The sequence below is a fragment of the Amycolatopsis sp. DSM 110486 genome (assembly GCF_019468465.1).
Lineage (GTDB): Bacteria > Actinomycetota > Actinomycetes > Mycobacteriales > Pseudonocardiaceae > Amycolatopsis.
Window position 1 is genome coordinate 5,040,001 of sequence record NZ_CP080519.1, and the last position, 24,915, is coordinate 5,064,915.

Annotated in this window: 22 protein-coding genes and 2 rRNA genes (1 of these 24 only partly in view); 18 read left to right on the top strand and 6 right to left on the bottom strand. The window is 69.0% G+C overall.

Annotated elements, in window-relative coordinates; genetic code table 11:
• Positions 1-2,087 (top strand): 23S ribosomal RNA (locus K1T34_RS24605); it begins 1,028 nt to the left of the window's first position.
• A 56-nt stretch (positions 2,088-2,143) separates the two neighbouring features.
• Positions 2,144-2,260, top strand: a 5S ribosomal RNA gene (gene rrf, locus K1T34_RS24610).
• 84 nt (positions 2,261-2,344) lie between these two features.
• Here the strand turns inward: rrf and K1T34_RS24615 are convergent.
• Complete coding sequence (locus K1T34_RS24615; RefSeq protein WP_220247388.1) at positions 2,345-2,788, bottom strand: Lrp/AsnC family transcriptional regulator; 444 nt, start codon at positions 2,786-2,788, stop codon at positions 2,345-2,347.
• Between the two features lie 125 nt (positions 2,789-2,913).
• Here K1T34_RS24615 and K1T34_RS24620 point away from each other — a divergent pair, with 125 nt between their 5' ends.
• The 6 genes from K1T34_RS24620 to K1T34_RS24645 all read left to right on the top strand — a co-directional run bounded on the left by K1T34_RS24620 (position 2,914) and on the right by K1T34_RS24645 (position 9,426).
• The gene (locus K1T34_RS24620) at positions 2,914-3,342 is read left to right on the top strand and encodes a rhodanese-like domain-containing protein (RefSeq protein ID WP_220246547.1); all 429 of its coding nucleotides are present in this window, start codon (positions 2,914-2,916) and stop codon (positions 3,340-3,342) included.
• Positions 3,339-4,088, top strand: a complete 750-nt coding sequence (locus K1T34_RS24625) for a type 1 glutamine amidotransferase (RefSeq protein WP_220246548.1) — start codon at positions 3,339-3,341, stop codon at positions 4,086-4,088. The genes K1T34_RS24620 and K1T34_RS24625 overlap by 4 nt, the downstream gene beginning before the upstream one ends.
• 94 nt (positions 4,089-4,182) lie before the next feature.
• Complete coding sequence (locus tag K1T34_RS24630; protein WP_220246549.1) at positions 4,183-5,313, top strand: inorganic phosphate transporter; 1,131 nt, start codon at positions 4,183-4,185, stop codon at positions 5,311-5,313.
• A gap of 55 nt (positions 5,314-5,368) precedes the next feature.
• The gene (locus K1T34_RS24635) at positions 5,369-8,344 is read left to right on the top strand and encodes a bifunctional [glutamine synthetase] adenylyltransferase/[glutamine synthetase]-adenylyl-L-tyrosine phosphorylase (protein WP_220246550.1); all 2,976 of its coding nucleotides are present in this window, start codon (positions 5,369-5,371) and stop codon (positions 8,342-8,344) included.
• A gap of 21 nt (positions 8,345-8,365) precedes the next feature.
• The gene (locus tag K1T34_RS24640) at positions 8,366-8,797 is read left to right on the top strand and encodes a thioesterase family protein (RefSeq protein WP_220246551.1); all 432 of its coding nucleotides are present in this window, start codon (positions 8,366-8,368) and stop codon (positions 8,795-8,797) included.
• Positions 8,794-9,426: a class I SAM-dependent methyltransferase gene (locus K1T34_RS24645; RefSeq protein ID WP_220246552.1), complete on the top strand. Its 633-nt coding sequence runs from the start codon at positions 8,794-8,796 to the stop codon at positions 9,424-9,426. The genes K1T34_RS24640 and K1T34_RS24645 overlap by 4 nt, the downstream gene beginning before the upstream one ends.
• Positions 9,427-9,493: 67 nt before the next feature.
• Here K1T34_RS24645 and K1T34_RS24650 read toward each other — a convergent pair whose 3' ends face one another.
• The gene (locus tag K1T34_RS24650) at positions 9,494-10,060 is read right to left on the bottom strand and encodes a TetR/AcrR family transcriptional regulator (RefSeq protein ID WP_220246553.1); all 567 of its coding nucleotides are present in this window, start codon (positions 10,058-10,060) and stop codon (positions 9,494-9,496) included.
• A gap of 217 nt (positions 10,061-10,277) precedes the next feature.
• Between K1T34_RS24650 and K1T34_RS24655 the strand changes: the two genes are divergently transcribed.
• Genes K1T34_RS24655 through K1T34_RS24665 form a run of 3 tightly spaced genes read left to right on the top strand, consistent with a single transcriptional unit; the run spans position 10,278 to position 13,847 of the window.
• Positions 10,278-10,730: a (2Fe-2S)-binding protein gene (locus K1T34_RS24655; protein WP_220246554.1), complete on the top strand. Its 453-nt coding sequence runs from the start codon at positions 10,278-10,280 to the stop codon at positions 10,728-10,730.
• Positions 10,717-11,679, top strand: a complete 963-nt coding sequence (locus K1T34_RS24660; RefSeq protein WP_220246555.1) for a xanthine dehydrogenase family protein subunit M — start codon at positions 10,717-10,719, stop codon at positions 11,677-11,679. The genes K1T34_RS24655 and K1T34_RS24660 overlap by 14 nt, the downstream gene beginning before the upstream one ends.
• Complete coding sequence (locus K1T34_RS24665; protein ID WP_220246556.1) at positions 11,676-13,847, top strand: xanthine dehydrogenase family protein molybdopterin-binding subunit; 2,172 nt, start codon at positions 11,676-11,678, stop codon at positions 13,845-13,847. The genes K1T34_RS24660 and K1T34_RS24665 overlap by 4 nt, the downstream gene beginning before the upstream one ends.
• 236 nt (positions 13,848-14,083) lie before the next feature.
• Here K1T34_RS24665 and glnA read toward each other — a convergent pair whose 3' ends face one another.
• Positions 14,084-15,508 carry a type I glutamate--ammonia ligase gene (gene glnA / locus K1T34_RS24670; protein ID WP_220246557.1) on the bottom strand — a complete coding sequence of 475 codons (1,425 nt, stop codon included), beginning with the start codon at positions 15,506-15,508 and terminating at the stop codon, positions 14,084-14,086.
• Between the two features lie 175 nt (positions 15,509-15,683).
• On the opposite strand from glnA, the gene K1T34_RS24675 reads away from it, so the two are divergent.
• Entirely contained in the window at positions 15,684-16,169 is a 486-nt protein-coding gene (locus K1T34_RS24675) for an RDD family protein (protein ID WP_220246558.1), read from the top strand.
• A 64-nt stretch (positions 16,170-16,233) separates the two neighbouring features.
• Here K1T34_RS24675 and K1T34_RS24680 read toward each other — a convergent pair whose 3' ends face one another.
• Complete coding sequence (locus tag K1T34_RS24680) at positions 16,234-16,962, bottom strand: DUF4191 domain-containing protein (protein ID WP_220246559.1); 729 nt, start codon at positions 16,960-16,962, stop codon at positions 16,234-16,236.
• 64 nt (positions 16,963-17,026) lie between these two features.
• Here K1T34_RS24680 and K1T34_RS24685 point away from each other — a divergent pair, with 64 nt between their 5' ends.
• The 6 genes from K1T34_RS24685 (at position 17,027) to K1T34_RS24710 (ending at position 22,118) form a co-directional block, all read left to right on the top strand.
• Entirely contained in the window at positions 17,027-19,120 is a 2,094-nt protein-coding gene (locus tag K1T34_RS24685; protein WP_220246560.1) for an ATP-dependent DNA helicase UvrD2, read from the top strand.
• 210 nt (positions 19,121-19,330) lie between these two features.
• Complete coding sequence (locus K1T34_RS24690) at positions 19,331-19,591, top strand: hypothetical protein (RefSeq protein ID WP_220246561.1); 261 nt, start codon at positions 19,331-19,333, stop codon at positions 19,589-19,591.
• A gap of 154 nt (positions 19,592-19,745) precedes the next feature.
• On the top strand, positions 19,746-20,090 hold the full coding sequence (locus K1T34_RS24695; protein WP_255638685.1) for a WhiB family transcriptional regulator: 345 nt from the start codon (positions 19,746-19,748) through the stop codon (positions 20,088-20,090).
• A complete protein-coding gene (locus K1T34_RS24700; protein WP_220246562.1) occupies positions 20,087-20,344 on the top strand; it encodes a hypothetical protein in 258 nt (85 codons plus the stop codon). Before K1T34_RS24695 ends, K1T34_RS24700 begins: the two co-directional genes overlap by 4 nt.
• A gap of 593 nt (positions 20,345-20,937) precedes the next feature.
• Positions 20,938-21,939, top strand: coding sequence for a class I SAM-dependent methyltransferase (locus K1T34_RS24705; RefSeq protein ID WP_220246563.1), 1,002 nt, complete (start codon positions 20,938-20,940; stop codon positions 21,937-21,939).
• Positions 21,936-22,118 (top strand): hypothetical protein, encoded by a 183-nt coding sequence (locus tag K1T34_RS24710; RefSeq protein ID WP_220246564.1) that lies wholly within the window; start codon positions 21,936-21,938, stop codon positions 22,116-22,118. The genes K1T34_RS24705 and K1T34_RS24710 overlap by 4 nt, the downstream gene beginning before the upstream one ends.
• 410 nt (positions 22,119-22,528) lie before the next feature.
• Here K1T34_RS24710 and K1T34_RS24715 read toward each other — a convergent pair whose 3' ends face one another.
• Together K1T34_RS24715 and K1T34_RS24720 are read right to left on the bottom strand one after the other, a co-directional pair.
• Positions 22,529-23,467: a hypothetical protein gene (locus tag K1T34_RS24715; RefSeq protein WP_220246565.1), complete on the bottom strand. Its 939-nt coding sequence runs from the start codon at positions 23,465-23,467 to the stop codon at positions 22,529-22,531.
• Between the two features lie 102 nt (positions 23,468-23,569).
• A complete protein-coding gene (locus K1T34_RS24720) occupies positions 23,570-24,901 on the bottom strand; it encodes an AarF/ABC1/UbiB kinase family protein (protein WP_255638686.1) in 1,332 nt (443 codons plus the stop codon).
• Positions 24,902-24,915: the final 14 nt, after the last annotated feature.

Genomic DNA, 24,915 nt, shown 5'->3' on the forward strand with positions numbered 1-24,915 from the left:
GGCGGGGGATAAGCTTCGTCGTCGAGAGGGAAACAGCCCAGAACACCAGCTAAGGCCCCTAAGTGTGTGCTCAGTGGGAAAGGATGTGGGATTGCCCAGACAACCAGGAGGTTGGCTTAGAAGCAGCCACCCTTGAAAGAGTGCGTAATAGCTCACTGGTCAAGTGGTCCTGCGCCGACAATGTAGCGGGGCTTAAGCACACCGCCGAAGCTGTGTCATTGACACATTAGATCCGCTCAACCTTTCGGGGTTGTGTGTAGTCGTGTTGATGGGTAGGGGAGCGTCCTGCATCCAGTGAAGCCGTGGCGGAAGCTAGCGGTGGAGGGTGTGGGAGTGAGAATGCAGGCATGAGTAGCGAATGCAGAGTGAGAAACTCTGCCGCCGGATGACCAAGGGTTCCTGGGCCAGGCTAATCCGCCCAGGGTAAGTCGGGACCTAAGGCGAGGCCGACAGGCGTAGTCGATGGACAACGGGTTGATATTCCCGTACCCGAGCATGTGCGCCCATGATGAGGCAGTTGATACTAACCACCCAAAGCGCATGGTGAAGTCTTCGGATGGAGCTGTGTTGTGGAGCGTGGGATCTGATTCTGTAGTAGTCAAGCGATGGGGTGACGCAGGAAGGTAGCTCCGCCAGGCGATGGTTGTCCTGGTGTAAGCGTGTAGGCCGGAACATAGGCAAATCCGTGTTCCATGAGGCTGAGACGTGATGCGTAGCCGTTTGAGGCGAAGAGGGTGATCCTATGCTGCCGAGAAAAGCCTCTAGTGAGTGCATGCACGGCCCGTACCCCAAACCAACACAGGTGGTCAGGTAGAGAATACCAAGGCGATCGGGTGAACTGTGGTTAAGGAACTCGGCAAAATGCCCCCGTAACTTCGGGAGAAGGGGGGCCAAACACCTTGAAGTCCTTCGCGGACTAGGGGTGGGTGGCCGCAGAGACCAGCGGAAAGCGACTGTTTACTAAAAACACAGGTCCATGCGAAGTCGCAAGACGATGTATATGGACTGACGCCTGCCCGGTGCTGGAACGTTAAGAGGACCGGTTAATCCCTTCGGGGGTGAAGCTGAGAATTTAAGCGCCAGTAAACGGCGGTGGTAACTATAACCATCCTAAGGTAGCGAAATTCCTTGTCGGGTAAGTTCCGACCTGCACGAATGGCGTAACGACTTTCCGGCTGTCTCAACCACAGGCCCGGCGAAATTGCACTACGAGTAAAGATGCTCGTTACGCGCGGCAGGACGGAAAGACCCCGGGACCTTTACTATAGTTTGGTATTGGTTTTCGGTTCGGCTTGTGTAGGATAGGTGGGAGACTGTGAAGCGGTGACGCTAGTTACTGTGGAGTCAATGTTGAAATACCACTCTGGTCGAATTGGGAATCTGAACCTCGGGCCATGATCTGGTTCAGGGACAGTGCCTGATGGGTAGTTTAACTGGGGCGGTTGCCTCCTAAAGAGTAACGGAGGCGCCCAAAGGTTCCCTCAGCCTGGTTGGCAATCAGGTGTTGAGTGCAAGTGCACAAGGGAGCTTGACTGTGAGACAGACATGTCGAGCAGGGACGAAAGTCGGGACTAGTGATCCGGCACCACCTGGTGGAAGGGGTGTCGCTCAACGGATAAAAGGTACCCCGGGGATAACAGGCTGATCTTGCCCAAGAGTCCATATCGACGGCATGGTTTGGCACCTCGATGTCGGCTCGTCGCATCCTGGGGCCGGAGTAGGTCCCAAGGGTTGGGCTGTTCGCCCATTAAAGCGGCACGCGAGCTGGGTTTAGAACGTCGTGAGACAGTTCGGTCCCTATCCGCCGCGCGCGTAGGATACTTGAGGAAGGCTGTCCCTAGTACGAGAGGACCGGGACGGACGAACCTCTGGTGTGCCAGTTGTCCCGCCAGGGGCATGGCTGGTTGGCCACGTTCGGAAGGGATAACCGCTGAAGGCATCTAAGCGGGAAGCCTGTTCCAAGATGAGGTATCCCACCCCATGTGGGTTAAGGCCCCCAAGAGACGATTGGGTTGATAGGCCAGAAATGGAAGCACAGTAATGTGTTGTTGAGTTGACTGGTACTAATAGGCCGAGGACTTGCCTACAAAGATGTTACGCATCCACTCTACGGTTCTGAAACACCACGCGTGTTTCATAGTGTTTCGGTGGTTATAGCGCCAGGGAAACGCCCGGTCCCATTCCGAACCCGGAAGCTAAGCCTGGTAGCGCCGATGGTACTGCAACCGAAGGGTTGTGGGAGAGTAGGACGCCGCCGAACTAACATTAGGGTTAGGCCCCGGTTGAGAATCTTCACGGTTCTCCCGGGGCCTAACTCTATTTCCGGACCTTTTCGGCCGCCGGCTCAGCTTGGGCGGGTGATCGGCCGGCTCACCACGGGAGACGAGAAGACCAGCGAAGTCGTCGTCTCGCCGTAGCGCTGGGCGCGCTCCACGAAGGTCTCCAGCTCGCCCGTCGAACGGCAGCGCACGCGCAGCAGCCAGCATTCGTCGCCCGTGATGTGGTCGGCGGAGACAACCTCCGGCAGCGGCAGGATCGTCGAGCGGAACCGCGGGCCGTCGAGGCTGCGGACACGCACGCGGACCATGGCCTCGATCGGCAGGCCCAGCTTGGACGCGTCGATGCGAGCGGCATAACCCGTGATCACCCCGCGCTGCTCGAGCCGGCGCACGCGTTCCGTCACGGCGGGGGCGGACAGCGACACCCGCCGGCCGAGTTCGGAGAACGTGAGGCGGCCGTCGGACTGCAGGAGCTCGATCAGCTGCCAGTCGACGGTGTCGAGGTCCACGAAATGGTTCACAGAACAAACTCCCGGCAGAGCGCGGCCCGAACAAGGAAATCCCAGGCTAACCAACCCGATCACCAGGGTTCGGCTCTGTGGCGAACACCCCGCGCCCAGCCACGATTGACCCCATGAAACCGCGCATCCTCCAGTTCGAGACCCCGGCACCCAACCAAGCCGTCACCTACTTCGGGCGCGAGCTCGGCTTCGAGGTCGACCCCGTCGACCTGGCCGAAGACCTCGCCGAGGGCCGCACCGACGGGTACGTCCTGGCCGAGACCCGCGGGGCCGAGGCCTACGCAAGAGCACGCATCCCCGGCGCCATCCACCTGCCCTACAAGAACATCACCGAGGACAGCACCCGCGACTTCGACAAGAATCTCGTCTACGTCTGCTACTGCGAAAGCATCCACTGCAACGCCGCCACCCAAGGCGCGCTCCGCCTGTCCGCCCTCGGCTTCACCGCGAAGCGTCTCTCCGGCGGCATCACCACGTGGCAGAACGCCGGCTACCCCACCGAGACCGCGCACCTCAGCCCACTCCGTACCCTGGAGAGGTGACACGTCTGCTGATCATCCAACCCGACGTCGGCGACCCCCTCGGCCCGCTCGGTGACTGGCTGACCGAGGCCGGCGCCGAGCTCGAGGTCCGAAACCCACCGGAGCACGAGCTGCCCGCCGACCTCGACGGCTACGCGGGCGTCGTCTGCCTCGGCGGCGGTATGGGCGCCCTGGACGACGAGCGCCACCCGTGGCTCGCCGACGTCCGCAAGTTGCTCGGCCAGGCCACCGGCAGGCAGCTCCCGACGCTCGGCATCTGCCTCGGCGCGCAGCTGCTCGCCGCGGCCACCGGCGGCCAGGTCGTGGTCGGTGAGGACGGGCCTGAGGTCGGCCCTGCGCTCGTCTCCAAGAAGGACGCCGCCTGGACCGACCCGCTGTTCGCCGACCTGCCGCTGATGCAGGACGTGATCCAGTTCCACAACGACGTGATCAAGCGCCTCCCGCCCGGCGCCGAGCTGCTCGCGTCCGCGCCGCTCTACCAGAACCAGGCCTTCCGCCTGCGCCGCTGCGTCTACGGCGTGCAGTTCCACATCGAGACGACGCCGGACCTCGTGCGCCGCTGGGCGGAGGAGGAGCCTGAGATGGCGGAACTCACCCGTCCGGGGGCGCTCACGCCGGAGAAGCTGATCTCTGTGCACGCGGACATCGCCGAGACCTGGCGGCCGTTCGCGCACCGGTTCGTTCGATTGGCCGCCGGGGAGCTCGACGCGGCGGCGGAGAGTCAACACACATTGCCGCTCGCTTAACGGATGATGCACGGATCACTAACGCAGCGTTGACGATTCACTCGATCGGTCAGGTACCTTGCGAGAGATGCTCCCGTAGGTATGGAGGACCGGGGTGGATCCCTCGCTAGTGGTCGTCGTCGTCATCGGCACGGCCCTCGTCTTCGATTTCACCAACGGCTTCCACGACACGGCCAACGCGATGGCTACCTCCATCGCCACGGGCGCGCTCAAACCGCGGGTCGCGGTAGCCATCTCGGCGGTGCTGAACCTCGCCGGGGCGTTCCTGTCGGTGGAGGTCGCGAAGACGATCTCCAGCGGCCTCGTCGACGACACCAAGATCGGACCGTCGATCGTCTTCGGCGGGCTGATCGGGGCGATCGTCTGGAACCTCGTCACCTGGTACGTCGGCCTGCCGTCGAGTTCGTCGCACGCGCTGTTCGGCGGCCTCATCGGCGCCACCTGGGTTTCGGCGGGCGCCGACTCGGTGCACTTCGGCAAGATCGTGGACAAGGTCCTCGTGCCGGCCGCCGCGTCGCCGATCATCGCCGGCCTGGTGGCGGCCGGCTTCACGTACCTGGTCTACAAGCTGTTCGTCCGCAGGCGCGGCGGACGCGGCTTCCGCGTCGGCCAGATCTTGTCCGCGTCGCTCGTCTCCCTCGCGCACGGCACCAACGACGCCCAGAAGACCATGGGCGTGATCACCCTGACGCTGGTCAGCGCCGGCGGACTGCCCGCGGGCTCGGCGCCGCCGATCTGGGTGATCATCAGCGCGGCGTCGGCCCTCGCGCTCGGCACGTACCTCGGCGGCTGGCGCATCACGCACACGCTCGGCAAGGGCCTTACCGACATCGAGGGCCCGCAGGGCTTCGCCGCGCAGACGAGCAGCGCCGCCGTGATCCTGCTGTCGTCGCACTTCGGCTTCCCGCTCTCGACCACGCACGTGTGCTCCGGCGGGATCGTCGGCTCGGGTGTCGGCCGTCGCGAGGCGCCGGTGCGCTGGCGGATGGCCGGACGCATGGTCGTGGCCTGGCTGTTCACACTGCCCGCGGCCGCCCTCGTCGGCGCGGCCGCGGGGAAGCTCGCGTCACTCGGTACGGCGGGGACCATCGGCGTCGGCGTCGTGGGCATCGCTATCGGCGTCGGCATCTACGTGCTCTCGCGCCGCCGGCCCATCACCGCGCACAGCTTCCAGGTGCCGGAGCCCTCGGCCGCCGACACGGAACCCGACCGCCTCGCCGCCTGAAAGTGGACGCGTGCCTGCCTGCTCAGCAGACCTGGATCCGGCTACGGTGAACGAGATGGCAGAGCGCGCGCGGACGGCCGCATCGGCGGCCCGGTACGGCTTCACCGACGACAAGGCCGACGCCCAGTTGCGTGCGGCGGGCTGGTGGGACGCCGCGGGACCGGTCGAGGGCACCGCCGACGTGCTCGCGGCCCTCTCGCGCGCCGCCGACCAGGACCTCGCGTTGCAGGGCCTCGACCGCATCCGCGAAGCCGACGAAGGTGCGTGGCCCGAGCTGGACCGCGCACTGCGCGACAACCGGACGTTTCGCGGCCGCCTGCTCGGGGTGCTCGGCACGTCCACCGCGCTCGGCGACTTCCTCGCCGCCAACCCCGGCGAGTGGCACTGCCTCGCCGACCACCGCTGCACCGTGCCCGAGCAGTTCGCCGACCGGCTTCTCGACGACGTGCGCCAGGACGACGGCACGTACGTCACCGGTCTGGCCGCGGAGCAGGCGCTGCGGACGGGGTACCGGCGGCTGCTGCTCGGCATCGCGGCCGTCGACCTCGGGCACCTCGTGGAGGAGGGGCTCGACCACCCGTCGTTCAAGGACATCACCCACCAGCTGACGCTTCTGGCCGAGGCCGCGCTGAAGGCGGGCCTCGCCGTGGCCGAGCAGGAGGTCGGGGCGAGCGCCGAGGGCGCGCTGGCCGTGATCGCGATGGGCAAGACCGGCGGGCGCGAGCTCAACTACGTGAGCGACGTCGACGTGATCTTCGTCGGCGCCGGCGACCTTGGCGTGGCGACGCGGCTGGCCAGCACGATGATGCGGGTGGTCGGCAAGGCGTGTTTCGAGGTCGACGCGGCGCTGCGGCCGGAGGGCAAGAGCGGCGCGCTCGTGCGCACGCTCGAGGGGCACACGGCGTACTACCAGAAGTGGGCGAAGACCTGGGAGTACCAGGCGCTGCTCAAAGCGCGCCCAGTCGCGGGTGACGCCGGGCTGGGCGAGGAATACGCGGAGATGGTCGCGCCCATGGTGTGGGCGGCTGCCGACCGCGAGAACTTCGTGACCGAGGTGCAGCAGATGCGCCGGCGCGTGGAGGACCACGTCTCCGCGGAGCACGCCGAGCGCGAGCTGAAGCTGGGCCGCGGCGGGCTGCGTGACGTCGAGTTCGCCGTGCAGCTGCTGCAGCTCGTGCACGGGCGCGTGGACCCTGAGCTGCGCTCACCGTCCACAATGGAGGCACTGGCGGCGCTGGGCGAGGGCGGGTACGTCGGGCGCGCGGACTCGGCCGAAATGGGGACTTCGTATGAGTTCCTGCGCACCGTCGAGCACCGGCTGCAGCTGCGCCGGCTGCGGCGCACGCACCTGTTCCCGGAGTCGAACGACACCGACGAGCTGCGCATCCTCGCGCGCGCGTGCGGGATTCGTGCGGTGCGAGGGCGCAGCCAGGGCCAGGAGCTGCTCGCCGAGTTCCGCCGCCACGCGCAGGGCATCCGGCGGCTGCACGAGAAGGTCTTCTACCGGCCGCTGCTGCAGTCGGTGGCGAACGTGCCGACGGAAGCGTTGCGGCTCACGACAAAGCAGGCCGCGAGCCGGCTCGCGGCCTTGGGTTACGCGGCGCCGGAGGGCGCGCTACAGCACATCAAGGCGCTGACTTTGGGCGTCTCGCGACGCGCGGCGATCCAGCAGGCACTGCTGCCCGTGCTGCTCGATTTCCTCGCCGACACACCGGATCCCGACGGCGGTCTGCTGTCGTACCGGAAGGTGTCCGAGGCGCTGGAGGACACGCCGTGGTACCTGCGCGTGCTGCGCGACGAGGGCACGGTGGTGGAGCGGCTCGCGTTCCTGCTGGGCACCTCGAAGCTGGTGCCCGACCTGCTCGTGCGTGCGCCGGAAGTGCTTCAGCTGCTGGGAGAACCGGCTCGACTGACGGGGCGCAAGCCGGCCGAGGTGGCGACATCGTTGCGGGCGGCCGTCCGGCGTCAGCCCGGGTTGAACGCGGCGGTGGCGGCAGCGCGTTCGTTGCGGCGGCACGAGTTGCTGCGCGTGGCGTGTGCGGATCTGCTGGGGCTGCTGGACGTTCCGGCCGTGTGCGAGGCGCTGTCGAGTGTGTGGGTCGCCGTGCTGCAGGGTGCGCTGGCCGCAGCGTACCGGCAGCGGCAGGCGGAGCTGGGACGCACGCCGGCGACCGTCGCCGTGATCGGCATGGGCCGGCTCGGTGGCGCGGAGCTGGGCTACGGCTCGGATGCCGACGTGCTGTTCGTCTGCGAGCCCGCGGAAGGTGTGTCGGACTCCGACGCGGTGAAGTTCGCTTCGTCGGTGGCTGAGACCGTGCGCAAGATGCTGGGCGCGCCGAGTTCGGATCCGGCGCTGGTCGTCGACGCGGACCTTCGGCCGGAGGGACGCAGCGGGCCGTTGGTCCGGACATTGGACTCGTATCGCGCGTACTACCAGCGCTGGGGCGAGGTCTGGGAGGCACAGGCGCTGCTGCGCGCGCGGTTCATCGCCGGCGACGAGGAGCTGGGCGAGCGGTTCATCACGATGATCGACCCCGTCCGCTACCCCGCGGGCGGCCTGGACGCGACGAAGGCCCGCGAGATCCGCCGCATCAAAGCGCGCGTGGAAACCGAGCGCCTGCCCCGCGGCGCCGACCCGACGCGCCACACGAAGCTCGGCCGCGGCGGGCTGGCCGACGTCGAGTGGACCGTGCAGCTGTTGCAGTTGCAGCACGCGCACGAGCAGCCGAGCCTGCGCACCACGTCGACGCTCGACGCTTTGACGGCGCTCGCGGAAACGGGTCTGGCGCCCGCGGAGTCGGTCGACTACCTGCGCGAGGCGTGGCTGCTGGCCACGCGCGTGCGCAACGCCGGGATGCTCGTGCGCGGCAAGGCCGTCGACGAGGTGCCCGGCTCGGGCCGCGACCTGGCCGCCGTGGCGCGCGTGTTCGGCTACACCGTGGACGACGACCCGGGCGAGTTCCTCGACACCTACCGCCGCGTCACGCGCCGCGCGCACGCCGTGGTCGAGGAGCTGTTCTACGAGAACTAGCTTTTACCTAGAGTGGGGCACGTGACCGATCGCGAACCGTTCCGCACCCGCATCAAGGTGCGCCACTACGAGCTCGACTCGCTGGGCCACCTCAACCACGCCGTCTACCACTCCTACGGCGAGGTCTCGCGCATCGAACTCTTCGAATCCGCGGGCGATTCCCGGCTGCGCGAGGAAAACCTCGCGCCGGTCCTGCTGGAGTCCCACATCGTCTACCGCCGCGAACTCCGCGGCGGCGACACTGTCGACGTCACCTGCGACGCCCGCTTCGGCGACGGCAAGGTCTTCTGGATGACCTCCCGCATCCTCAAACTCGACGGCACCCTCTCGGCCGAGATCACCTGCACGGTGGGCCTGATGGACCTGGCGGCCCGCCGCCTTGTCGACGACCCCCGCGGACGCTTCGAACGCGCCGGCCTGAACCTCAAGGTCCTGTCGACGGGGGAGCAGTGACATCCTGGCTGTCGGAGATCCGTGCCTCCTACGACACTGTCACCCCCAGCTACGCGGCCCAACTGCGCGACGCCCTCGCCGGCAAGCCGCACTTGCGCTCCTTGCTGGGCCTCTTCGCGGAACTCACCGACGGCCGCGTCGCCGACGTCGGTTGCGGCCCGGGCTGGGTCACCGCCCACCTGCGCTCCCTCGGCGTCGACGCCTTCGGCCTCGACCTCTCACCCGAGATGATCGCCTTCGCCCGCCGCACCCACGCCGGCGTCCCCTTCGCCGTCGGCTCGATGACGGACCTTCCCGTCCCGATCGATTCGTTGGGCGGCATCCTCGCCTTCTGGTCCCTCATCCACCTCCCCGACGCCGCCCTGCCGACGGTTCTGGCGCATTTCCACCGCGCCCTCCACCCGGGCGGCGTGGTCCTCGCGGGCTTCCACGTCGGCGACACGACCACGTGCAAGACCTCGGGCTACGGCGGCCACCCCATGCACGTCCACATCCATCGCCGCCGCCCCGCCACCATGTCGACCTTCCTGCGCGCCGCCGGCTTCACCATCGAATCGGAAACCCTCTTCGACCCGGACGCTCGCGTCCCCGGCGGCGTGGTCATCGCGCGGGCCGGTCATTCCCAATAGTTGACGCGTGCCTCGCTTGGCGCGGCTACGGCCGGCACCGCGGATTTGCGGACGTTGAGCTCGGCCGTCAGTCCGCGCGCATCCCTCGCCACACGAAGTCCACCAGGCTTTCCGTGGCCGCCTTCCAGTCCTCGTCCGGGCTGAGCAGCAGCAAGCCCGCCATGGCGCGCATCACCGTGTCCACCGAGATGTCCGGGCGGACGGTGCCGGCGGCGATGTTGGCCTTCAGCAGGGTGTCGAGGGCGTCGACCAGGGATTTGTACGCGTGGGCCGGCAGTTGGGCGCTGCTCGAGGCCGCGCGCAGGGCCGTGGCGAGGCCGCGTTTGGTGATCAGGTAGTGCGCGAGGTGCTCGCGCGCCCAGACCCGGAACGCTTGCTCCGGCGGGCACCGCTCCAGCAGCGTCGGCACGACGTTGACGAGCTGGCACACCTCCCGCTCGTACACGGCGAGGATGAGGTCGGCCGCGGTCGGAAAGTGGCGGTAGACGGTGCCGACGCCGACTTCGGCCTGCTTCGCGATGGCGTTGAACGAGACCTGGCCCGAGCACGCGAGCGACTGGGCCGCGACGGCGAGGATGCGCTCGTGGTTGCGCCGGGTGTCCGCGCGTCGCGGGCTGACCGATCCCGTCGACATCGTTCCTCCCGTTCCAAGCGGCGTCTCCCCTGCTCAGGACTGTAGTGCAGGGCTTGGAGCAGCTCCAGGACCTGCACCTCGTTGCGAAGCGGATAGTAATCCGATAACCTCGGAAACGCGAGCTTGAGCGGATGACTATCCGCTAGCCTACCCGGCGCTCGCGTTCCGAGTGGCCGGCTTCTCCCACCACAACCCCATCCTGCGGGAAAGAGTTCCAGTGGACATCTCCCTCGAAATCAACGGGCGAGTCGAACAGCTCGCCGTCGACCCCGGCGTCACACTGCTCGACGCGCTGCGTGAACGGCTCGACGTGACCGGCCCCAAGAAGGGCTGTGACCGCGGTCAGTGCGGCGCCTGCACCGTGCACGTCGACGGCAAACCCGTGCTCTCGTGCCTCACCCTCGCGGCCACCGTGCGCCGGCCGGTCACCACGGTCGAAGGTCTGTCCACTGAGGATGGATTGCATCCCGTGCAACAGGCGTTCGTGGACCAGGACGCGTTGCAGTGCGGCTTCTGCACCTCCGGGCAGGTGATGTCGGCCGTCGCCGCCGTGCGCGGCGACGTCACGGACGTCCGCGAGTTCATGTCCGGCAACCTGTGCCGCTGTTCGGCGTACCCGAACATCGTGGCCGCGGTCGAGCAGGCGAGGCGGGCCGATGCGACCGTTTGAGCTGACCGCGCCCACCACCGTCGAAGACGCGCTCGACGCGTCCGGAACCTTCCTCGCCGGCGGCACTACGCTCGTCGACCTGATGAAGCTCGACGTCCTCACTCCGCAGCGGGTGCTGGACATCAACGACCTCCCGCTGCGCGGCATCGACACCACCGACGGCCTGCGTTTCGGGGCCCTGGAACGGATGGGCGACATCGCCGCGCACCCCGGCGTGTACCCGGCGATCTCGCGCGCGCTCCTGCTGAGCGCTTCGCAGCAGCTGCGGAACATGGCCAGCATCGGCGGCAACCTGATGCAGCGTACGCGGTGCTCGTACTTCCGCGACGTCACCATGCCGTGCAACCGGCGCGACCCGGGCAGCGGCTGCTCCGCGCTGGCGGGCGTCAACCGCATGCACGCGATCCTCGGCACCAGCGACTCCTGCGTGGCGACACACGCCAGCGACGTCGCGGTGGCGCTCGTCGCGCTGGACGCCGAGGTGGAACTCACCGGCAAGACCGGCAAGCGCACGGTGAAGCTCACCGATTTCTACCGCACACCAGGCGAAACGCCGGACGTCGAGAACGACCTGCGCCCCGGCGAGCTGATCACCGAGGTGCGCGTGCCGCGGCTGGACTGGGCGGAGAGCTCCACCTACGTCAAGGTTCGCGACCGCCAGTCGTACGAGTTCGCGCTCGCGTCGGCCGCGGTTGCGCTGGACGTGCGCGACGGCGTGATCGCCGACGCACGGGTGGCCGTCGGCGGGGTGGCGACCGTGCCGTGGCGGCTCACGGCGGTGGAGGAAGCGTTGCGGGGCAAGCCTGTCACGCAGGAATCGTTCGAGCAGGCAGCTTCTCTGGCCGCGGAAGGCGCGCGGCCGCTGGCGTTCAACTCGTTCAAGGTGTCCCTGGTGAAGCGCACCGTCGTGCGCGCGCTGCTGGAGCTGACCGAAGGGAGCCGTCGATGACCGACAGGCTCGACGCGCCGTTGAAGGTCACCGGGCGCGCGAAGTACGCGATGGACCACAACTTCCCGGGCATGGCCTACGGCTACGTCGTGGTCAGCACCGTGGCCCACGGCCAGGTCGAGAGCATGGACTCCGATGCGGCGAAGGAAGCACCGGGCGTCCTCGCCGTCTACACGCCGTTCGACCGGCTGGACCTGCGCACGCCGCCGGTGTCGCCGATCATGGGCGAGACCTGGGTGCCACTGCGCAACACCGACGTCGACTACTACGGGCAGCCGATCGGGTTCGTCGTCGCGGAGTCGTTCGAGCAGGCGCGCGACGCGGCGATGCTGGTGGACGTCACGTACGACGAGAAGCCGGCGCTGGTTTCGTTCGACGAAGGGCTCGCCTCGGCCGAGGACGCGCCGGAGTCGCGCGGGAACCCGCCGCAGATCGAGGTGCTGGCCGACGACGTCGAGTCCATTGAGGACGTATTCGCCGCCGCGCCGTTCGTGGTGGACCACGCTTATCGCACGGCCACGCAGAACCACGCCGCGATGGAGCCGCACTCGGCCGTCGCGGTGTGGGGCGACGGCGAGCTCACGGTCTACACCGGCAACCAGGGCAGCAACCTCATCGCCATGGAGCTCGCCGGCGCGCTCGCCCTCGACGTCTCGGCCGTGCACGTCATCAACCCCTACGTTGGCGGCGCGTTCGGCGGCAAGGGGCGCACGTCCACGCCCGCGTTCCTCGCGGCCGCGGCGGCGAAGGAGCTGGGCCGGCCGGTGAAGGCGGCGCTGACGCGCGAGCAGGTCTTCACGGCGACGGCCACGCGAGCCGCGACGCTGCAGAAGGTCACCATCGGCGCCGACGCCGACGGCACGATCCTCGGCCTGCGCCACGACTCGTGGTCGAGCACGGCGATGGACCGGTCGTTCGTGGAGCCGACGTCGCACGGCACCTCGCGCGAGTGGTACGCCACGAAGAACCTGTCCATCAGCCAGAAGATGGTGCCGCTCAACATCCCGCCGACCACGTTCATGCGCGCGCCGGGCGAGGCGCCGGGCTCGTTCGCGCTGGAGAGCGCGATGGACGAGCTGGCCGTGGCGCTGGGCATGGACCCGATCGAGCTGCGCATGCGCAACAGCTCGCTCGCCCCGCCCGGCAAGGACCTGCAGTGGTCGAGCAAGCACCTCGACGAGTGCTTCGCCGTCGGCGCGCGCGAGTTCGGCTGGTCTCCGCGGCCGCAGGGCCGCGTCGACGGCGACTGGCTGGTCGGCGTCGGCATGGCGACGGCGATGTTCCCCGCCCTGCGCTTCCCCGCGACGGTCGGCATCACCCTCCACGCGGACGGCACCGCCGAGGTCGCCACCAGCGGCGCCGACCCGGGAACGGGCCTGCTGAACGTGATGTCGTCGGTCGGCGCGGAATCGCTGGACCTCGTGCCGTCCCGGATCACCCCTCGGCTGGGCGACTCCAAGCTCCCCCCGGGCGGCATGTCCGGCGGCTCCACGGCGACGGCCAGCGTCGGCACCGCGATCATGCTCGCGGCGAGCGAGGTCCTCGACGCGCTGCTGGCTCTGGCTTCCGCGCCGGGCGCCCCGTTCGCGGGCCAAGAGGTGACCTACGCCGACGGCCACATCCACGGCGACACCGACACCATGCCCTTCGGCTCACTGCTCCGCGCCGTCGGCCAGGATTCCTTGTCCGCCACGGGTTCCTCGGCGCCGGGCGAGGAGCTGACCAAACACTCGTTCAGCTCGTTCGGCGCCCAGTTCTGCGAGGTCCGCGTCCACCGCCTCACCGGCGAGGCCCGCGTCTCGCGCCTCCTGGGCGTCTTCGACGGCGGCCGCATCATCAACGACAAGCTCGCCCGCAGCCAAATCAAGGGCGGCATGATCTGGGGCGTCTCCGCGGCGCTGCACGAGGCTCTCGAGCTGGACACCTGGGGCCGCTTCGCCACGGGCGACTTCGCGAGCTACCTCCTGCCGGTCAACGCCGATATCCCCGACATCGACGTCCACTTCGTCCAGTACCCCGACACCTTTCACAACGCCGTCGGCGCCCGCGGCATCGGCGAAATCGCCACCGTCGGCGTCGCCGCCGCCATCGCCAACGCCATCTACAACGCGACCGGCGTGCGCGTCCGCCACATCCCGATCATGGTGGAGGACCTGCTGGTCGACTGAGCTTTTCGGCGGGGGTGTGAAAATCGGGACGGCGGCCGGGGTTTCCCCTCGGCCGCCGTCCCGTTTGCAGCTCGTCCAGCGGTCCGACCAACGCAATGCAGATTGATGCAGAACAGGCCGGGGGCCCGCACGTAACACAGTGCTTGGCGGCGAACACAAAAATCGGGACGGCGGCCGAGGTATTCCCTCGACCGCCGCCCCGCGTCTCACTTGGCCGTCAGTTCACGGCCGGCCGATCACACGTCGTAGTAGAGCGAGAACTCGTACGGGTGCGGACGCAGCCGCAGCGGGTCGATTTCGTTCTCGCGCTTGTAGGAGATCCAGGTGTCGATCACGTCGGGCGTGAAGACACCGCCCTCGAGCAGGAAGTCGTGGTCGGCTTCCAGGGTGTCGAGGACCGTGCCGAGGTCGCCGGGGACGAGCTTGACGTTCTTGGCCTCCTCGGGCGGGAGCTCGTAGAGGTCCTTGTCGATGGGCTCCGCCGGCTCGATCTTGTTCTTGATGCCGTCGAGGCCGGCCATCATCATCGCGGAGAAGGCCAGGTACGGGTTGCCCGACGAGTCCGGGCAGCGGAACTCGGCGCGCTTGGCCTTCGGGTTGTTGCCCGTGATGGGGATGCGGACACACGCCGAACGGTTGCGCTGCGAGTACACCAGCGAAACCGGGGCCTCGAAGCCCGGCACGAGACGGTGGTACGAGTTCACCGTCGGGTTCGTGAAGGCCAGCAGGCTCGGCGCGTGCTTGAGCAGGCCGCCGATGTAGTGGCGCGCCGTGTCGGACAGGCCCGCGTAGCCGGACTCGTCGTGGAACAGCGGCTGGCCGTCCTTCCACAGCGACTGGTGGCAGTGCATGCCCGAGCCGTTGTCGCCGGCGAGCGGCTTCGGCATGAACGTCGCGGTCTTGCCGGCGGCGAACACGGTGTTCTTCACGATGTACTTGAACAGCTGCAGGTCGTCGGCAGCGTGCAGCAGCGTGTTGAACTTGTAGTTGATCTCCGTCTGGCCGGCGGTGCCCACCTCGTGGTGCGCGCGCTCGATCTCGAAGCCGGAGCCCTGCAGCTGGCGGACGATGTCGTCACGCAGGTCGGCGAAGTGGTCGACCGGCGGGACGGGGAAGTAGCCGCCCTTGAACTTCGTCTTGTAGCCCTGGTTGCCGCCCGGCTCGTCGGTGCCGGTGTTCCACCAGCCCTCGACCGAGTCGATCTCGTGGAACGACGCGTGCTCGGCCGAGTCGAAGCGCACGGAGTCGAAGATGTAGAACTCCGCCTCCGGGCCGAAGTACACGTTGTCGGCCACTCCGTACTCGGCGATGTACTGCTCGGCCTTGCGCGCGATGTTGCGCGGGTCGCGGCTGTACGCCTCACGCGTGAACGGGTCGTGCACGAAGAAGTTCAGCGAGAGCGTCTTCGCCTTGCGGAACGGGTCGATGCGCGCGGTCTCGGGGTCCGGCAGCAGCAGCATGTCGGACTCGTGGATCGACTGGAAGCCGCGCACGGACGAGCCGTCGAACGCGAGGCCCTCTTCGTAGGCCTCGAGGTCGAAGGCCTTCGCGGGCACCGTGAAGTGCTGCATCACGCCCGGCAGGTCGCAGAACCTGACGTCGATGGACTCCACCTTCTCGTCGGCGATCAGGCGCTGGATGTCGTCTGGAGTAGTGGGCACCCTCGGTGACTCCTTCTTCGATCGAGCTCGCTCGGCAGTACTCTCTTCGGCTCACGCTAAGAGTGCGGTGTTGCCCGACCGTCACCCGTATGTTTCACACACGTTAACGGGTGGCGTGACACGCGCCATCCGACCAGGGCAGATGTGGCGCGCGCCACCGGCATACCCTGGACGGGTGGCGAGATGGACTGGCGAATGGCTCCCCGGGACCGGCAGCGGTCCGGGGTCGGAAAACCGAACCGCGTCGAAATGGCCCGGTGAAACGTTCGGTCTGCCCGAATCCGGCGTCGGCTCCGTCGCCGGCTTCGGTCCGCGCCTGCTGGCCCTGGTCATCGACCTGGTGCTCGCGGGCCTGATCACCACGCTGTTCGTGCGATACGACCTGCAGGACGTCGCCGCGATGCAGACGTTCAACTGGTGGGCCGGCGTCGTCTGGGCCGTCATCACGACCGTGCCGGCGATGTTCTTCGGCTTCACGCCGGGCATGGGCGCCGTGGGCGTGCGAGTCGCGCGCCTCGACGGCGCCTCGATGGTCGGCCCCTGGCGCGCGGTGGTGCGGATGGTGCTGACGGTCGTGATCGTGCCCGCCCTCGTCCGCAACATCGACGGCCGCAGCTGGCTCGACCGCGTGACCGGCACCGTCGTGATCCGGATGCGCTGACCGTCCCCGAACAAAAAGGCCTCCTGCTCAGTACGAGCGGGAGGCCTTTTCAGCGGTAAGAGGGTCAGCGACGGCGGATCGTCCGCTGCACGTTGCGCATCTTCGCGCCGGCGGGCATCGGGCCCTTCGGCATGGCCGCGCCGCGGTTGCCGAGCGCCGCGAGCTTGGCCTCGAGTGCGTCGACCTGCGGCGGCTTGAGGTTGCGCGGCAGCTTCATCAGCGTGCTCTGCAGCTTCTTGAGCGGGATCTCGTTCTCGCTGTTGCCGATGGTGTAGTCGTAGATCGGGGTGTCGCCGATCAGGCGCGACACGCGCTTCTTCTCCTGCGAGAGCAGCGCCTTCACGCGGTGCGGCGCGCCCTCGGCCACGAGGATCACGCCGGGCGCGCCGAGCACGCGGTGCACGGCGTCAAGCTGCGTGGTCGCGGCGACGGTCGGCGTCACGCGCCAGCTGCCGCGCATGTTCTCCAGCGCCCACGCACCGGCGCCGGGCTGGCCGTCGGCCTTCGTGTACACGGTCTTCTGCACGCGGCGGCCGAAGATGATCACCGCGAGCAGCACGCCCAGCACGATGCCCAGCGGGAGCAGCGCCCACTGCACGTTGAAGATGAACCCGACACCGAACAGGACGCCCGCGACGACCACGATCGAGCCGGCCATCCAAGGAATCAGCATCGGGTCTTCGCGGCGTTGCATCTTGAACGCCTCGAAGAGCTGCCCGCGCCGCGCCTTGCCGGCCGCGCGCTTCTCCTGCTTGGCCAGCTTGGCCGCTTCCTTGTCCTGCTTTCCCGCCATCTGACCAGGATACGGCCGCGTGCCCTGCCACGAATCCCTCGGCCCCCTCTGCGAGGATCGAGGGGTGGCAAGCGCATCGTCTCCGAAGAGTCGCCAGGGCCTGCTCGACGGGCTGGATCCCGAGCAACGAGCCGCCGCCTCGGCGCCGCGCGGGCCCGTCTGTGTTCTCGCCGGCGCCGGCACGGGCAAGACGCGCACGATCACGCACCGCATCGCGCACCTGGTCGGCGCAGGTCACGTCTCCGCCGCACAAGTACTCGCCGTCACCTTCACCACGCGCGCGGCGGGCGAGATGCGCACGCGGCTGCGCGGACTCGGCGTCGACGCCGCGCAGGCGCTCACCTTCCACGCCGCCGCGCGCCGGCAGCTGCGGTACTTCTGGCCGCGCGTGGTCGGCGACCGGCCGTGGGACCTCGTCGACAACAAGTTCCGGCTCGTGGCGCAGGCCGCCCAGCGCGCGCGGCTGAGCACGGAGACGGAGGTGCTGCGCGACCTCGCGAGCGAGATCGAGTGGAGCAAGGCCTCGCTCGTCTCGCCCGACGACTACCCAGCCGTCGCCGCGCGCACGCAGCGCGACACCCCGGCGCCGGTGGCGCAGGTCGCGCAGGTCTACCGGCTGTACGAGGAGATCAAGACCTCCGCGCAGGTCCTCGACTTCGACGACCTGCTCCTGCACACCACCGCCGTGCTCGAAGAACACGAAGCCGTCGCCGTCGAGTTCCGCGATCGCTACCGCTGCTTCGTGGTCGACGAGTACCAGGACGTCACGCCGTTGCAGCAGCGTCTGCTCGACGCGTGGCTCGGCGGCCGCGACGACCTCACCGTCGTCGGCGACGCCAACCAGACCATCTACTCCTTCGGCGGCGCCTCGCCGCGGCCGCTGCTGGAGTTCACGCGGCGTTTCCCCGAGGCCACCGTCGTGCGGCTCGAGCGCGACTACCGGTCGACGCCCGAGGTCGTCGGGCTGGCGAACCGGGTGATCGGCGCTGCGCGCGGGCGTCCGGCGGGGTCGCGGCTGAAGCTCGTCGGCCAGCGGCCGCCGGGGCCCGAGCCGCGGTTCGCCGAGTACGAGGACGAGTCGGCCGAAGCGGCGGCGGTCGCGCGGCGCATGCGCGAGCTGCTCGACGGGGGAGTGTCGGCCAGCGAGATCGCCGTGCTGTTCCGCGTGAACGCGCAGTCGGAGGCCTACGAGCAGGCGCTGTCCGAGTCCGGCATCCCGTATCTCGTGCGCGGCGGCGAGCGGTTCTTCTCACGCGCCGAGGTGCGGCAGGCGATGTCGGCGCTGCGAGTGGCGTCGGCCGATCCGACGTCGCTCGACCTGGTGACGGCGGTGCGGTCGGTGCTCGCGCGCGTCGGCCTCACCGAGCAGCCGCCCGCCGGCGGTGCGGCGAAGGAGCGTTGGGACGCGCTGCTCGCGCTGGTGGAGCTGGCCGAGGAGCTGGCGGCGAGCGTCGCGGACGCCGACCTGCCGCGGCTCGTCGCGGAGCTGGAGCAGCGCGCGGCGGCGCAGCACCCGCCGACGGTCGAGGGCGTCACGCTGGCGTCGCTGCACGCGGCGAAGGGCCTGGAGTGGGATGCGGTGTTCCTCGTCGGCCTGTCCGAGGGCACGATGCCGATCCTCCACGCGGGCGACGACGAAGCCGCGATCGAGGAGGAGAGGCGGCTGTTCTACGTCGGCGTCACCCGGGCGCGGGAACACCTGTCACTCTCGTGGTCGCTGTCGCGTACGCCGGGTGGCCGGCGCAACCGTCGCCGCAGCCGCTTCCTCTACGGGCTGATCCCGGAAGACCACCCAGCCGCCCGCGTCGCGCGGTCGCAGCAGACGTCGTCGGCGCCGGGTTCGAAGGCGGCGCGCTGCCGACTCTGCGGCGGGCCGCTGCTGCAGACGATCGAGGTGAAGCTGGGGCGGTGCTCGAAGTGCCCGTCCACAGTGGATGAAGGGCTGCTGGAGAAGCTGAAGACGTGGCGCGGCGAGCGTTCGCGGGAGCTGAAAGTGCCGGCGTTCGTGGTGTTCACCGACGCGACACTCATGGCCATCGCCGAACAGCGACCGACCGACGACGGAGCGCTCGTGTCGATCTCCGGCATCGGCGCGACGAAGCTCGAACGCTTCGGCGCGGAGGTGCTCGACGTGGTTCGCGCCTCGATGCGGTCTTGACCGCGTCCGCACCCTGATCGGTGCGGCGAACCCGCTGCTCGGAGGCGATCTTCGTAGCTTCGGAGAGTTTTCGGGAAAATAAGTTGCCCCGGTGTGCGGGGGGCAATAATCTGCTCCTACCCGGGTGGGAAGCCCCCGGTCTGGGGATTCACATGACGCGCGCCGCCTCGGGTGGCGAACGTCCGGACAGCGGAAGGTGGTGCCGGTGAAATGATCAGCAACATGATGCTCTCGAACCCTGGCACCGATCTGTCCGGCTGCGGTCTCATCCCCGCTTCGCGCCAGGGTACCGGTGTGTCCACGAGCGCCCATTTCGGCGGATTCCGTCGGATTGACGAGCGTACGTGGACCGCGGTTGAGGTCACTCTGGCCAACGCCGCCCTCGTTGGCGCGTACCCGCAGGTTGACGTCGATCTGCCGACCATCAAGCAGTTCCGTGTTCCGTTGTCGATACGGGAGCGAAGTTCCTGACCTAGTCAGGACACGAGGCTCACGAAGGCCGCGGAACCGGTAACCGGATCCGCGGCCTTCGTGTTTTTTTGGCTGCACAACCCCCACGAGGAACAAGTTGTCCAGTTCGATCGACAGTCCCAAAACCACCGAAACGACAAGAAGGAGCACGGAAATGTCGTCCGCCATCGCCTTCGCCGAGGGTTTCGACCTCGGTATCGGCGACCTGCTCGACGGGGTCGCCGCCCCCGAGCTCGACCTGCCCTGCCGTTCCCGCGACGCCGACCTCTGGTTCGCCGAGTCTCCCGCCGAGCTCGAGCGCGCCAAGGCCCTGTGCGCCGACTGCCCCGTCCGCGAGGCCTGCCTTGCGGGTGCCCTCGCCCGGCGCGAGCCTTGGGGCGTCTGGGGTGGCGAGATCTTCGAGCGCGGTGCCGTCATCGCGCGCAAGCGGCCCCGTGGCCGCCCGCGCAAGAACGCCGCCCTCGAGCCCGCCGCCGCAGCCCGGAGCGCCGCCGCATGACCGTCGAACTCATCACCATCCGCGACTACGAAGCGCGCACCCGCGAACCCGACCGCGCGCACCCGCTACCCAAACAGCTCGATACTCAGGAGACCAGCGAAATGTTGCTTCACGAAGAACTGTCCCGGGCCCGAATACGGGACTTCCACCAAGAATCCCAAGCGCTGCGCCCCTGGCGCCGCGCCCGAGCCGCCCGCCGGTGGTCCCGCTTCGCCCGCTGGGCGGCGGACCGCTCGAAGAGGTTTGAGGACTGAGTGATCTTCGGGGTCTTTGAGGCTCTGAGGCTCGACGTCGCTGAGGCTGGTAGGCCTCTGTGGCGCTGAGTCTCGGGTCCTTGATGCGCTGAAGCGTTGAGGCTCGGAGGTCTTTGAGGCTCTGGGCTTGACGTCCTTGAGGTTGGCAGCCCTCTGCGGTGCTGAGTCTCGGGGCGTGGAGGTCATTCAGATTCCTTCGGAGTCTCTGAGGTCTTTGGGCCTTCGAAGTCCTCGGTTTGTTGTCCGTGTGGAGGGCCGGTCACCCGTGTGGTGACCGGCCCTCCGGCCATTTCGGGCTTGTCAGCATCGGAGATGCGGGCAGCCGCGTCGGCCTCGATGGTGCTTCGGTGCTGTCGCTGCGATTCCGGTCGGTGGGGCGGATCCCTGCCGGATTCGCCCTCCCGGCCGCGAAGTTCGTCGCTTCGGCCGCTCGAACTGTGCGGCGTGAGCGCTCTTGGTCGGTAGGCGCCCGTCAACCACTTGCCGCCTCAGCTGTTCCCCGGCAGTACTGCCGGACCACCGCGGGCATTGCCGGTTGCCGCCGCCGGTTTGTCGGCTCGGTTCCGGTGGGGCTTCGGGTGTTGAATGAGGTCGTGTCCGCTCATACGCACGACCACATCGACTGGGCCGACCGGCTGACTCAGCTCCGCACGGCCGACGCCCTCGACGCCAACGCCCTTTCGGCCATCGCCCGGCGACTGGTCGCCGCCCTGCCCCCGACCCCGACGATCGTCGACCTGGGTTGCGGCGCGGGCGGCATGAGTACCCACTTCGCCCGCGCCCTGGCCACCCACGGCGGCGGCACCCTCGTCCTCGTCGACGCGACGCCGGAGCTGCTCGCCGAAGCCGAGAAGTCGGTCCGGGCAGCCGTCGACACCGCCTCGAACGCTGCCGGCGCGGTCGATGCGCAGACCGCGCCCGACGACGTTGTGGGCACCGGTTCGGCCGGAAGCCAGCCGGTGTGGGGCGACCGCGCGGACGGTGGTTCGACCAATGCGGCCTCCGGTTCCGTCGAGATTCGGGCGGTGCGGGGTGATCTTGCGGACGCCGGGCTGCCGGGGGCGTTGCCGGCGGCGGATTTGGTGTGGGCGTCGCGCGTGGTGCACCACTTGCCGGACCAGCAGGAGGCCGTGGCGACGGTCGCGGCGGTCGCGAAGGCGGGCGGGCTGGTCGCGCTCGCCGAGGGCGGGCTCGATTTCCGTTGCCTGCCTTGGGACCTGGGCGTCGGCAGGCCCGGGCTCGAGGACCGGCTGCTCGCCGCGCAGGCCGAGTGGTTCATCGGCATGCGCGAGGGGATCGAGGGTGCCGTCGCGATGCCCTACGGCTGGTCCGTCGCGCTGGAGCGCGCCGGGCTCACCGACGTCGACTCCTTCGGCGCGCTCGTGCACCACCCCGCTCCAGGCCCCGCCATGCTCGCGGACTACGTCGTCCACCGCGTCGCCCGCATCTTCGAGTTCGGCGGCGAGTACCTCACCCCGGACGACCGCGAAACCCTCACCTCCCTCCTCGACCCGAACAGCCCCCACCGCCTCGCCGCCCGCCGCGACCTCTACCTCACCGGTGCGAAAACCGTCCACTGTGGACGCCGCCCGTGACCGCCCCGGACCCCACCTGCTCCCGCTGCGGCCACGCCCGCTCCGCCGAGCCCGACCCGCTCGCCGCGCTGTCCTGGGTCTCCACCAAGGACAACGGCCGCGCCCAGTGGCTCTGCGCGAGCTGCGGCCGCGACCACGTCCGCGACATCGAAGCCAAACTCCGCGACGAGTACTGGTGACCCCTCGGGCGGCTCTCACCTTCCTTTCGCTGGTTGTCAGGTCCGGAGCCGACCGCGCGCTCTTGCCCACTTGCCAGGACCCTCCGGACCGGCCCGCGGGCAGGGTCGCCGTGGGGACGAGCCGGTAGGTCTGCGCTCGCCGGCCGCCCGGGCTGGTCGCGGAGGCGCTGGCACCGCCGTCTCCGTCTGGACCTCCCAGGCCGGCTGGTGGGCCGGTCAGCTCCGGCGGTGCGCGCGTGGTGTTCGGGCGAGCCGCGCGTGCTTTGCGGGGCGGCCCTCGCTCCGTGCGAACCTCCGGCAATGCCCGCGTGACCGGCGTGACCAACATGCGAACCGCTGGCCATGCCCGCCTGGCCGGTCGGGGTGACCGGCCCCGGCCGCCAGTCCCGCCGTAGGTGCTCACCCCGGCGTCACGCGGCTGTCTCCCGGCGGTGCACCGCGCGGACCTTCGGGCGGGGCGTGCGGGCGGCTTGGGTGAAGGCGCGGACCAGTTCTTGGGTGATGTCGGCCGGGGTGTCGTTGAGTTGGCGGGGCGTGCAGCGCACGAGGACGGTGCCGGTGGCGGTCAGGGCGAGGTGGCTGAAGTCGGTGGGGCCGGCGGCCGTGCGGTAGCGCCAGGCGAGGCCGACCTGGTCCCACCAGGCGTCGGCGACGCCGATGCGGCGGCCGCGCAGGTCGCAGACCGTGACGTTCCACTGGGGGGCCGGCAGGGGAGTCTGGCGGAGGAGTCGCAGGGCCTGGCCGTGGGTGAAGGTTTCGCGGTCGTCCAACCCGCGCAGCACGGCGCGGACCGCTGACGACCCGCGTTGGTTGCCGGCGTTCAGCTCGGCCAGGAGCTCGGTGCGGTCGCACAGGCCCCAGAACAGCGGGAGCGTTGCCAGGCGTTCGACGCCCTTCGGGTCGCTCTCGCGGCGCGCCAGGTCCAGGGCGGCGCGCGGGGCGCCGGCGTAGGGGAGGCCGTCGATGATCACGGGCTCGGGCATGCGGGCGGTGCGGTAGGTCAGGACGCCGGGTTCGGAACCCGGGCGACGGTAGTGCGGCAGGAGCAGGTGGATCTCGCCGGTGAGCGGGTGGGTGACGCCGTGGGCGCGCAGCGCGTCGGTGCCCGTGATGATGGCGTCGGGGCCGTAGCGCGCGATCGTGGCATGCAGCAGCTGTAATCGGGTCGGCGGTTTGTCCTGGATCACGAACACGCCGGGGTACACGCGGCGCCACGGCCCGCCCGGCCGCGCCATCCTGGCGGCTCTTCGGGTCGAGATCCCGGCGCTGCGCAGCTTCTTGAGGTCGATCACGCCGACCGACGTGGAGTCACGGTGAGCCACGTCCTGGATGCTTGCGGTAGTCGTCATGATTCGAGGATGACCGCTCGGCCATCTGAGTGGAACCGGCTTTTCAGATCTGTGGATAACTCCGTGAAACAGGCCCGTGGCACCGCCCGGCCTGTGGACAACTCAGCGAGCGAAACCGGGCTGCCAGCGTTCCACGATGCCGCGCGCGGGGACCTCCGCGTCGAGCTGGCAGAGGATGCCCGTGGACCCCGCCGTGACGCGGTGGATCATCAGGTACTCCGGCGGCAGGTTCAGCGACCGGCCGACGCGGAAGTCGCTGCCGCGGGTGTCGCCGACGCGGCCGGCCTGGCGTTGCATCCAGCGGCGCGTGAAGTGGAACGTCGGCGTGGCCAGCGGTTCCGTGAACGGCGCGAGGTACGCCAGCACCTCGTCGGCGGCGAGGTCGGAGTCGGTGCGGACGAAACGGTTCTCGCGCAGGAGCCGCATGAGGTCGTCGGACTCGCCGTCGAGGGCCAGGCGCGTCATCTCGCCGAGGTGGCGCGGAATGCCGTTGGGCAGCTTCGCGACGCCGCCGAAGTCGAGCACGCACAGGCGGCCGTCGTCGGTGACCATGAAGTTGCCGGGGTGCGGGTCGGAGTGCAGCAGGTGCGCCCGCGCCGGCGACGAGTAGTGGAACTCCATCAGCAGCCGGCCCGCGAGATTGCGCGTCTCCTGGTCGCCGCCCGCGATGACCTTGGCCAACGGCGTCCCCGTGGCCCACTCGGTCACCACGACCTTCGGCGCGCTCGCCACCACGCGTGGGATGAGGAACGCGGGATCGCCCTCGAACGCCTTCACGAACGCGCGCTGGTTGTCGGCCTCGTTGAGGTAGTCGAGCTCCTCGTCCATGCGGTCGGCGAGCTCCGCCATCAGCGGTTTCACGTCGGTGCCGGGCACGAACGCCTGGAACAGCCTGCTGAACCGCTGCAGCTGCCGCAGGTCGCTGCGCAGCGCCTCGTCGGCCCCCGGGTACTGGACCTTCACGGCGACCTCGCGCCCGTCGTGCCAGGTGGCGCGGTGGACCTGGCCGATGCTGGCCGACGCCGCCGGGACGTCGTCGAAGTGCTTGAACCGGCCTTCCCACGAACGGCCGAGCTGCTGGGCCAGCACCCGGCGAGTCTGCTGCGCCGACATCGGCGGCGCGGCGGACTGCAGCTTGGTCAGCGCTTCGCGGTACGGCTTGGCCATGTCGTCAGGCACTGCGGCCTCGAAGACGCTCAGGGCCTGGCCGAACTTCATCGCGCCGCCCTTGAGCGTGCCCAGCACCTCGAACAGCTGCTCCGCGGCCTTCGCCGACAGCGTCGCGCTCACCTGTTCCGCGCTCTGGCCCGCGAGGCGCTTACCCCATCCGCCGACGGCTCGGCCGGCTATCCCGAGGGGAATGCTGGCGAGTTTCGCGGTGCGCGCCGCACCTCGGCGCGGCATTGCGGATTCGCGGTCTGCGGAGTCGGTCACCCTCCGATTCTGCC